Raw genomic sequence first — 11426 nt, 5'->3', positions numbered from 1 at the left:
TTGACTGATGATCAGACTTTGCCCGAACTGCAATACCGAACGGCCCGTCACCGAGATCTTTTGCGAAGGCGCCTGGAATGGCCAAACCTGCGGCTGGGACCTGTCGACGGTCGATATAACGGCGCCCGGCGCGGCGAGACCGAAGCCGAATCCACATGTCAATGCTCCTTCGAGCGTCCCGACTTGCCGAAACGGTCATCAGGGCTCTCCCGGCGACCTGATCTGCGGTATCTGCGGCGAGCCGACCATCGAACGCGATGAGCCGCCCTCACCGGCCGAACCAACGCCGGAGCCGGAGCCTCCGCCAGAGACCGAAACGATCGTGGACGGTTGGCATCTGCGGAAACGGATCGCCTCCTCCAGCGCGGTCCGCGAGCGCTTCGCCGCCATGCGCGCTTCCGACGGACAACGTGGAATACTCACGCTTTACGCTGTTGGCTCGGAGCCGGATCAAGCGATCTACGATTTGCTCCTAAAGCTCCCTCGAGATCACGTCCCGGAATTCTTCGCAACCGGCCGCTGGCAAGACCGCGCCTATGAGGTCGCGGAGGAATTTAAGGGCGGCACTCTGGCGGATTTTGCCCTCGATCCTGCCGATCCGGCGGCGATAGCTAACTTGGTCGGCGAGCTCGCCCAGGCCGTTCACGCGCTCACCGAAGCCGGATTGCGACACCGCGATCTGCGCCCTTCGGTCATCTTCGTGCGATCAAGAGAGCCACTTGACCTTGTCATCGGGGGCTTCGGATCGGCGCGGCTGTCCGAATTCGACCTCGATATCGTGTCTCCGCTGGAAACCACCCGCTATATGGCGCCCGAGGCGATAGCCGGCGGCGTCGCCCCGGCTTCCGACTGGTGGAGCATGGGGATGATCCTGCTGGAGAAGATCACCCAAGGCGCCTGCTTCCAAGGCACCAATGAGCAGGCCTTTCTGATCCACATTCTCACCAATGGCATACACCTCCCCGAACATCTGGATGGCCGGATCAACACCTTGCTGCGCGGCCTGCTGGCGCGTGACCGGCGTCAGCGCTGGCAGTGGAAGGACGTTCAGGCGTGGCTGCGCGGAGAGAGTGTATCGGCTCCAGCAGCCGAGCCAGCCGGCGACACACAGGGGCGGACCTCGATTTCGCTCGGTGGAAAGCAATACCGATCCGCGAACATGTTCGCATTGGCGGCGGCTGAAGCTGGGAACTGGGACCAGGCCAAGGCCCTCATCCTCAGGGGCGCCGTTGCAAGTTGGGCTTCCGAAGCGGCGGTCGCGGCCACTCTTCGGCAAATCCTGCGGACCGAAGATCTTCAGGAGGATTTGAAGCTCTCCATCTCCTTGAAGACGCTCAATCCTTCGATGCCCCTGATCGTCAGGGGCAACATCGTCACGCCGGGTTGGCTACTCGACCACCCGAGCGATGGTTACGGTCTGATCACCGGCCCGGCACCCGACCTGCTCCGGAAGATTGATCCGGACGATTGGCTTTGGCGTCTGAAGGTCCGCTCGGACACGGTTCGAAAGCGACTGGCCCAACTCGAAATCGCGGTCGACGAGGACGCTCTGCGCGTCCACCTTCTGTCGACCTCTATGGCCCGCCTGGCGGCGCTTTGGGAAGAGCGGCGAAAGCTTTTCCCCGATACCGACCATGCCGGCGTCGCCACGCTCACCGAGCGCCGCATCTCGGCCGAAGAAGATCTTCTTATCCTGCTCAGCGCGACGTCGAACCAGTTCCGTTCTGCTTCGGAGGTCATCGAAGAAGCAGAAAAGGAAGCGTCCACGGCGGGGCTCGGCAGCTTTTCGGCCGAGAAGGCGACAGAACTCCTTTGCCGGCCGCGTCGCGAGATCTATCAGGCGATCGACGAGCGCATTCAAAACTTTGCCAGATGCGGCATCAAGCAAGTTGACGAGTGGGCGGATCAGTTTCGCCTGGATAGACGGATGCCGCTTGGGCGCGCGCTCGCCCTTCTCTGTGTGGACGAAGACACCTGGAGACCACTTCCAAAGCAGGGCTATGTGTCGACGATCCTCGACTTCTTCGCCAAGCGGATTTCGGGCGGCGTCTTGCGCGGCCCGCTGACGCGGATGCTGATCGGCAAATCGGCCAGGATCGACCTCACCGAGCTCGATACGTCCAGAGTGCCGGCGACTGATATTCTCGATCAACTGCTTGGTCGCACGAACCGGACTGTGAATCTCGATCCGGCCGCGTTCGCCGATGATGACGGCCTTGAGCGAAGGTTGCGATCGTTGCACTCCCACGCGCTGCTCTACAAGCGCGATACCGGCATCGATGGCCTGTTTATGGGATTTCCGTTCCTGATCATGCGCGATCACCGGCCGAACGCGAGACCGCGGATCGCGCCGGTGCTGCTGTGGCCGGTGCGCGTCAATCCCGAGGTCGGAAACCGCGGTCATGTCACTTTAGGCTATGGACGCGAGAGAAATCCCGATACCGACATCGAGCACGTTCTCGTCAATCCGGCTCTCGAAGGAATGGTCGGCATCCCCGAGGCGAGGCGTTGGCAAGAAGCTGCCAACGAGCTCCTTACCCATGCAAGCCTGTCCGTCCAGGCGGTAATGGATGCCTTCAGCCGATTGGCCACGCCGGCCGGCAACGAATTGACGGCCCTTCCCGGAAAGGACGTCAACGTCGGCGCCCAAGAACGTCAGCTGGTGCCAGCCGCCGTGCTCTTCCATCTGGCGTTCATGGGCCAGGCCGTCATGAAGGATCTCGAGACGCTTCGCGGCTTACCGCCGACCGCCACCGCACTCGAGGCCGCCCTGCGCTTGAGCGAACAGCAGGCGGCGCCTTCTGCATCGCCCCTGGTGAAAGAGGCCGACCGGTATTTCACCGCCGACAGCGACCCTTCGCAGGAGGCCGCCGTCCTCGAAGCGCGCCAAGCCCCGGGGCTGGTCATCGAAGGACCTCCCGGAACTGGCAAGAGCCAGACCATCGTCAACATGGTCGCGGACGCGATTGGCACGGGAAAATCGCTCCTCGTGATCTGCCAGAAGCAAGCCGCTCTCGAGGTGGTGCGCAAGCGCCTGGACAAGGAACACCTGACGGATCGCTTCGTCATGATCACCGACGCCAATCGCGACCGCGAGCCGATCGTCGGCGCGATCCGTTCGCAGGTGCAGGCCTTGCACAGCTTGTCCCCGGGAAGGTCTCCGGCCTGGAAGCGAGAGCGCGAGCGCCTGGCGGCGCGCATCGAGACGCTCGAGACGGAGCTGGACCGCCGCCAGATTGCGCTTCATTCGGTGGACGATCGGACCGGGTTGTCCTATCGAACGCTGCTCGGCGAACTGCTCGAGATCGAAGAAGGCAGCCCAAAACCCGTCGACGCTCCTGAACTGCGCCCTTTGCTGTCAGATCTACATCCCGCGGACCTGGCGACGATCGAGGAGAACTGCGGCCCGCTCGCTAAATTCTGGCTGTCGTCGAAATTCGAAGACAATCCCCTATCCGCCCTGAAGCCATTCAATCCCGATCGAGGAACCGCGACGGCCATCGCCTCGCATCTGCAGGCATTCTTGCACGCTGATACCCGGCGGGAGGAGACCGATGCCGAAACATCGAACTGTCTGAAAATATCAGATGCGGCGGAATTCCAGTCGTGGCTCGCCGAAACAGACGAGCTCCGCTCGATCAGCGATTCGGTGTGCGCAAATCTCGCTCGATTGCGGCCGCTGTTTCGAAACGTCGAGGGTGGGGCATCGGAAGCGGCACGCATTCTCGGTAGCCTTTTACAGATCAAGGAAATCCTTTCATCGCTTGACGGCCCATCCTACAAGCCGAACTTTTGCTCGAGGCTCATCGCCTTCAACGAGGACGAGCTCTGCTCCGCCGGGGAGCTCGCGGGCCAGGTTCGCTTGCCGGCAAGTGTCCTGCAATGGATCAACCCGCTACATTGGCTCCGAACGCGTCGTGTACGCGAGCTCCTTGCGTCGTTGCAGCTCCCACAAGACGCCAGCGCCATCAGCGCGTTGTATTATGCGGTCGAGCTCGAATTGGCCATGCGCCAGCCAAGGCGCGAACTCGAGCAATATTTCATGATCCTCTTCGGCCGGGCCCCCAATCTGGATCTGTCGCCCGGCAAGCTCGCCGATTTCGCCGAGAGGCTTGGTTCGTTCCTCAATGGTCTAGGCGGCCACAATTCGCTTATCGATCGGTGCCCGACCCGGCCCGAGCTCGATAGAGCGCTCTCGGCCGGAACCAGCGAAGAACTCGGCTTGTTCTTTGAGCGGGCGGATCTGGCGCTCAGAAGGCATGACACGCGAGACGAGAGCCGCGCCGCCTTGGACCAGCTCAGGACCTACTTCGACGAGCTGTGGCTCGGATCAAGACGCTCGGCGATCGAGAATGGGCGTTCCAACGCCAGCGCCGTCGCCGAGATCGTGCAGGCTCTGCCGATGCTGAGCAACTACCAGGAATTTCGGCTTCGATCTTCCCGCCTGGGGGCCAAGGAGCGAGCCATCTTCGCAACTCTCAGGTCCAGGGAGTCCGAGCTGTCGAAATTGGCTTCTGAAGACCTCGATCCCTGTATTCGCGCCTCCATAGGGCGCGAGGCCCGTCTTTCATGGAAGGCCGGTATGGAGGGCGCGAATCCTGACGTATTGTTCGATGGCGACGAGCTGGAGGCGAAGGTCAAATCGCTCGCGGAAGCCGACGCGCAGATCCGGCAGTACAACAGGGATCTTCTCGTCCAAGGTATTGACGCTGCAAAAGTGCGCCCGACGACCGAGTGGGACGCGATCACGAAGCTGCGTGGCCCGAGAGCGCTAAGATTGCGCGAATTCATCGATCGCGCAGCTCCGCTCGGTCTGTTCGCGCTCCGCCCGGTCTGGCTCATGACACCAGACGTCGCCAGCCGTGTGCTGCAACCTCGCGCCGGCCTCTTCGATATCGTCATCTTCGACGAGGCCTCGCAGATGCCGGTTGAATACGCCTTGCCCTCGCTGTTCCGAAGCTCTCTCGTCGTCGTTAGCGGCGACGAAAAGCAGATGCCGCCCACCTCCTTCTTCGCAAGCAAGGTCGAGAACGATGAAGCGGCGATATTCGACGGTGAAGAACCAGAAGAAGGAGCGAGTGAGGAGGAACGCGAGGCCTTTGCCGAGACGTGGAATCGGAGAGAGATCAAGGACTGTCCCGACCTCCTCCAGCTCGCCCGCTCCGTACTTCGTACCCGTACTCTGCAGGTGCACTATCGTTCGAAGTATCGGGAACTGATTTCGTTCTCGAACGCATCGTTCTACGCCAACACTCTTAGCGTCCCCGTTCGTCATCCCGAAGAGACAATCCGCCGGCTCAAGCCCATCGAAGTGGTGCGCTCAGACGGCACGTACAAGGGCCAGACGAACCAAAAGGAAGCCAGCGATGTCGTTGAATACCTATCCGGGCTTTGGGAGGATTCATCGCCGCCGTCGGTCGGTGTCGTCACGTTCAATCGCAAGCAGGCCGACGCCATCGAAGATGCTTTGGAAGACCGCGCCGAAAACGACGCAGTATTCCGCGAGGCATTGATGCGCGAGCGCGAACGTATCGAGCATGGCGAGGACATGGGCTTTTTCGTCAAGAACGTGGAGAACGTGCAAGGCGATGAGCGTGACATCATCGTTTTCTCGACGACCTTCGGCCGCAACGAGCACGGCGTCTTCCGCAAGAGCTTCGGCGCCCTGGGGCACGCCGGGGGCGAGCGCCGCCTGAACGTCGCGGTGACACGCGCGAGAGAGAAGGTGGTCATCGCCACATCCATGCCGATATCGGAGATATCGGACCTGCTGACGAGACGGAGCGGTCCCCGGGTGCCGCGCGACTATCTGCAAGGCTACCTTGAATATGCCAGGACGGTATCCGATGGCCTCGCAGGCTCCGGAAAGACCCTGTTGGACCGGATGGTCACCGAACAGCGTCCCCACAACGAAACTGCAAATCATGAGGAGGACGGCTTCACCAAGTCCGTCGCAGCCTTCCTGGAGACCAATGGCTACAAGCCCAGTCGGGCTCGCGATGGCGGCGCATTCAGCCTCGATTTCGCCGTGACCGATCCCCGGACCGGCCTCTACGCTATCGGCGTGGAATGCGACGCGCCACGACATCGATTGCTGGAAAGAGCGCGCGCTCGCGAGATCTGGCGCCCGAAGGCGTTGGAAAGAGCCGTCCCTTACGTCCACAGAGTTTCGTCGTATGCTTGGGCGCATGCCGGAGACGCCGAACGCCTGCGGCTCAAGAACGCTGTAGAACACGCGCTCCGCGGGGGAGGATTGCAATGAGCGGGCCCAAAGCATTCAGGATCGTTACCCGAGCCGAGATCATCGCCATCTGTCATCGCAACCTGGCGCGGCTCGACGCCGCGATCGAAAGCTGGACCACAGCCGGCAGACGCAACGGTACGATTGAGCAGAAGGACATCGAAAAGGTCATAGCCCGGCGAGACGAGCTTCAACGCCTGCTCAACGCCGATCGTTTCGTCGAACTACAGAAGCAGGTTGCAGCCGAGATCGGCTTCCTTCAAGTGGATTCCGAGCGCCGCGTCGAAAGGGCTGCCGAAATAGCGGCACGCTCGAAGCGTGATTTGAGGCGCTCGAAAGCGGCAGCCGAGGCGCTGCTGCAGAGACTGCAAGCGCTGAAAGTCGAGATTCCTGCCGACATTCGAAGCGAGCTCAGTGGCTCGACCGGATCTTCCGAGCGCTTGGAAGCCACTATGGCAAGGGCGTTCCTGCTAGTTCCTTCTCAGGCGCTCGATACCTCGACGGATCGCCAACGCGCGCTTGCCGACCGGCTTGGCGCCGGCGAACGCCGTGAGACGCTGCAAGAATGGCTTTCGCGACAACATCAGGAAATGGAGGATCCGGCCCTGGCGCGCGTCGATGCCGTCCTTGGCGAGCTACGCGGGCTTGGCATCGATTCGTCCCCGTTCTCGGGCCGTGTCGCACTCCTGGAGGCAGAATCCCCGGCTCGAAGATCGCTTGTCGCGGATAGCCTTCTGTTGGACTTGGCAGCGGCCGTGAAGGATGGCCGCGCCCGGGCGCGACTAGCCAACGAGCTTCGGCAACGACGCGCCGAACTGTCTGTGATGAAGTCAACGGAAGCGGCCTCGCTGCGCAGCGAAATTGAGGAGACCCTTTCCTCGCCGTCGGCCAGCAACGGCCAAGAACTCGTCAAGCGCGCAGATTTTCTCATCGAGGAGGAATTCAAGGCGATGGCCGCCGAGGAGCGCAGGCGTGCCGTGCTGGAGGGTCTTGCCAGCCTGGGCTACGAGGTGTCCGAAGGAATGGCGACCGCCTGGGTCGATAACGGCCAGATCGTGCTGCGCAAGGCAGCCAATCCTGGCTACGGAGTAGAGCTCTTGGGCGGATCGAGATCGGATCTCCTGCAGGTGCGGGCCGTGGGTATCGGCAGCTCGGCCGAAATTCGCGATGAGATTCGTGACCGCGACATGGAGACGATCTGGTGCGGCGAGTTCGATCGATTGAAGGCGTTGGTAGCTAAAGCAGGCGGAAATGTTGCGATGGAATTCGCAAGGCCGGTCGGTCAATTCCCTCTGAAGATCGTCTCAGATCCGGGTGTAAGCCACCAAGCGGAGATTGCCGAAAGATCGTATCGAGAACTACCACTCAACCGCCACAATTAGGGATTTGCCAAAACCCCAGCCTCCAACCCAAGAATTGCGCAATCGAGAGCTTTTGCGGCGACAGCTTTATAGCCGTCCCTTATGATGAGGCTGTCTATTGCCCCACGCACAAGTTCTGGATTGAGCTTATTGATCTGAACGACGGTTTCGACCACGTGTCGATATGGGCCGCCATCTCGCCGCAACGTCTATCACGACCACGACAACTGCTCGGCCGGAAAGCACATCAAGCAATGGCACAGACCCGGCTCAGCTGGTAGGCCATGTCGCCCGTGAACTGATCGTTCAGCCGAGCTGATGTTGCGAGCCACCGGCTATTCCGCGTATATGATGATTGTGATGAACTGGATCTGATCATCCAAAAGCTTTTCGGGACCATGAAGAACGCCGCCCGAAAAGGTGAATGCGTCACCGGGTTCAACGAGAAAGGTTCTGTCGCCAAATCGGTACTGCATACGGCCGCTCAGCATGTAAATGAATTCCGTTCCAGGATGTTGGAATCGAGGATAGCTCTCGCTTTCCTTGTCCATGTTGATAAGGAACGGTTCAAAGGCTTTCCGCGGGCCTTTGTGATACGATAATAGCCGATAGGTGTGCCCGTGCTTGGTACCTGAGCGGACAACCTCCATCTGGTCAGCGGCTTTGATAAGTTGAGCCTCGCCCGTTGGTTGCTCCACCTCCCTAAACAAGGTCGACAGGTCCGTTCCCAACGCAGCGCAGATCCGCTCAAGCAGCGCGAGGCTGGCGGTCGACTGACCATTCTCAAAACGACTGATCATCGGGACCGAAATGCCAGCCGCCGAACCAACATCGCTGAGCGTAAGCCCGCGCTCCAGCCGGGCTCGCCGCATAGCGGCGCCCATTCTCTCATCGATAGGCGGCTTTGCGACGGCCGTATCAAGGGGAGGAGCAATCTGCTCCGGAGCGTGAGATCTCCTGGACTTACTCCGGCGCTTCTGATTCGCTTGTTTGACTTTGCTCAACTCAACGTCTCCGGCAATCTTTGCAGGATACGACGTCTAAAGCGTTTTTGTGCTTAGCGACAGCCCTTTATCGCCACTGCTTCTCCTCGCTAATCCACCATGATCCTGGCAGCGCGCCGGGCTTTACGAACGCTTCAACGACGTTCGCCAGAAGCCGGGATACGTTGTTGTCGAAGCTCTTGACCGGCAGAGCCTGCCCAAACGCAACAGAGCCTGCTGAGAAGACTGCACCATGATTGGGAGCCGTGAAGAAAGCCATATCGGCGCGGACTCGGTAATCGTAAGATCCCGACAGGCCTTCGAAGGCATAGTGGATGACCTCCGGGTTTACGAGATAGCTGTCCGTGTGACCGCCAGAGGAGGCGATAAGCTTTACATGGGGTGGCGTGCCAAGGCTGGGATCGCAGCGATCAAGAGCGACACCGGCAGCGCCACCATAGGCCAGACCGAAGTCTCCGATGATCTCTCCCTCAATACCCTTGGTCAGCCAGGACACTGTACGGTGATAGCTGTCAGGCATCCGTCGGTAGAATTGACTTTTTCCGTAACCTTCTGAGATGAAGCCAACACCCACGACCTTTTGTGCCGGCCGTCCCTGTGCACGCCATGCACCACCTTTTTGGCCATTGCTGGCCATGTAATATTCGCCGGGACGCGCATCCCAAGTCTTCCATGCTGGCCCGAATTTGCGGCACTCAACAACCCATGGCTCGTCTGGGCGGAACGCTACACTCCAATGGAAACCGTTGCCGCCCAGATATATGTAGCGCCCACCGCCAGCGATATAGTCTTCCGTCGCATCGAGCATCCGTTCGGAATAATACTCCGGATGAGTGCCACTGATGATGCAGGTATACGGCTTGAGCGCCTCGATACCTTCGCGTTCCAAATCCTCGTCGGTCAGCACGTCGTAGTCGTAGCCCCGGTGTTCGAGCCAGGCGATGACCGACAGATCAGCCGGAAATTGCCAAGCAACATTCGCGCTGGAGGAACGGTATTTCGGCCGCATATTGACGATCGGACGATGGTAGGAGCTGTAGCAGACGCCCTGACCGTCGGCCCAGTGATCGCAGGCTGAAAGACCCAACTCATCGCGCTTACCAAGCTCAATATCGATATCAGACAAGATGGCCGGCATGCCTGTGACCGGCTGGGTGATCGGCGCTTCGAAGCTCTGCCGTTCATTGGCGTAAGCGATATAGCTTGCAGTCGGAAACAAAAACGCTATCCGGCTGGTCGGCTTGGTAGGACGGACGAAGAACGGGATATATTCTTCACCGAGGCCAGTCCCCTCACCTGCCCGCAAGCGGATGGCGTAGGCTCCGCTTCGCAAAGTCTGAGGCAGCTTGACCGCCTTCGTCACTTTCCAGTCGCAGTCCGTCAGCGCATCGGCATGGAATTCGATGCCGCCATATTCCTGTGGCGCCAGGCGAAAGGAGTCATTGCGGCCGCTCCAATTCCAGCCTGTTTGACCGCGGACCGGTCGATTGTGTCCCTCGGCATGCAGCCTAAACGGCCCTATGTCGGTGACGACATCCCCGATCCCCGCGTCGGTGTAACCTGCGGCTGTATCCCAATAGGCCACCAACCCCTGCGGGGATGGCTTTTGGCCAAATCCGATCTGCTCCGATTCCTCGCGGGACAGCGCGCGGTCGAAAAGGCCAGGTCGATCGATTTTACCACAATAGAGTTGCGAGACGAACTGCCCCCGGCCGTCCTGCCAATCGTGCGCGCCCCCGATCAAAAACGGAGTGGCTGGGAGATTCTTCTGTCGTGATCGAAAGGTTGCAGAGACATGAGCGCTGTGCTGGACCAGCGCCACCCTGCTCAAAAGGCTATTGTAGCGATTGAGTACGCCTTCCTGGAACAAGCTCGCCCGACCTGTCTTGGCTTCGAAAGCCGCCGCGACGAAGTACCAGGTGTTGGCCTGCATAGGGACATCAGCCTCCAGGCGATCAACCTCGGCACCCTGTCCTACTGTGAACTCAAGCCGGCCATTCTGGGAGATGCCGAGGTAGAACCCGCAGCCCTCCCTGTTGTCCCATCGGCCAATCAGGGTTTGACGGCATTCAAGTTGTGGTCGCGTCGGGCAGATGAAGGCAAAAACCGTCAGGCTACCCTCCAGAGCCAAGCGGCTCGAGCTATCCGCCACTTGCAGGAATGAGCCGAGCTGTGTGTACTGCCTTTCGACCTGCCACGTCCCGTTGGCGTGACAATCGATCTCTTCCTCCATGAATCCTGGCCCGGACGGATGTTGATCGCCATGGATCAGCCGCACCAACTTTGCTTCGGCGCGGTCTGTGCCTTCGCCATTGACGTAGAATTGGAGAAGGTCACCCGGCTTTACCGACAGCTTGTCCGAATAGCCGAAGAGCTTAGGCTTGGTCATTTACGAACTCCAAAATTTTCCGGCTTCAGTTCGGCGGAACAGGATCGACTGAACGCGAAACTCATACGTCAGGCCTCCAGCAAGTCCTGCACGTTGCGCATGAAGACTGCGTGCTGCGCTTCCGTGTGAGACGTGTAGATCTTCTCGTCCACCTCCTTCGGCGGCACGCCTCGCTGTCCTGAAAGGATCACGACCCGATAGGCCTCGAATGGTCGGACAGTTACGATCGCGTACCGCTGAGCTAATGGCCGGCGGTTGAAATAGACGAGCAACCGATCCAGAGGCTCGGTGTGCTGTCCCAACGGAGAGAGACGATGCTCTTCGATCACTTCTGGCGTGACGAGCGTTCGCAGGAACTCTCGCTGCCTTGTCTCGAATACACGCCTGAAGACTTCGTCCCTGTCGTCAACTTGCGCCGCGTCCTGCATCAT

General features: G+C 60.1%; 5 protein-coding genes. 2 read left to right on the top strand and 3 right to left on the bottom strand.

Translation table 11 applies throughout. The annotated features are described in order from the left end of the window. Positions 1–7: 7 nt before the first annotated feature. On the top strand, positions 8–6262 hold the full coding sequence (locus tag AAFG13_RS36285; RefSeq protein WP_342709838.1) for an AAA domain-containing protein: 6255 nt from the start codon (positions 8–10) through the stop codon (positions 6260–6262). Further along, positions 6259–7623, top strand: coding sequence for a hypothetical protein (locus tag AAFG13_RS36280; protein WP_342709837.1), 1365 nt, complete (start codon positions 6259–6261; stop codon positions 7621–7623). Before AAFG13_RS36285 ends, AAFG13_RS36280 begins: the two co-directional genes overlap by 4 nt. A gap of 314 nt (positions 7624–7937) precedes the next feature. Here AAFG13_RS36280 and AAFG13_RS36275 read toward each other — a convergent pair whose 3' ends face one another. The 3 genes from AAFG13_RS36275 to AAFG13_RS36265 form a co-directional block, all read right to left on the bottom strand. Continuing rightward, complete coding sequence (locus AAFG13_RS36275; RefSeq protein WP_342709836.1) at positions 7938–8606, bottom strand: XRE family transcriptional regulator; 669 nt, start codon at positions 8604–8606, stop codon at positions 7938–7940. Between the two features lie 67 nt (positions 8607–8673). Continuing rightward, positions 8674–10995, bottom strand: coding sequence for a N,N-dimethylformamidase beta subunit family domain-containing protein (locus AAFG13_RS36270; protein ID WP_342709835.1), 2322 nt, complete (start codon positions 10993–10995; stop codon positions 8674–8676). A 68-nt stretch (positions 10996–11063) separates the two neighbouring features. Next, positions 11064–11423, bottom strand: a complete 360-nt coding sequence (locus AAFG13_RS36265; protein WP_342709834.1) for a hypothetical protein — start codon at positions 11421–11423, stop codon at positions 11064–11066. Positions 11424–11426 lie beyond the last annotated feature (3 nt).

Origin of the sequence: Bradyrhizobium sp. B124 (genome assembly GCF_038967635.1) — a bacterium.
Taxonomy (GTDB): Bacteria; Pseudomonadota; Alphaproteobacteria; order Rhizobiales; family Xanthobacteraceae; genus Bradyrhizobium.
This window is presented reverse-complemented; position numbering and strand designations above follow the sequence as displayed.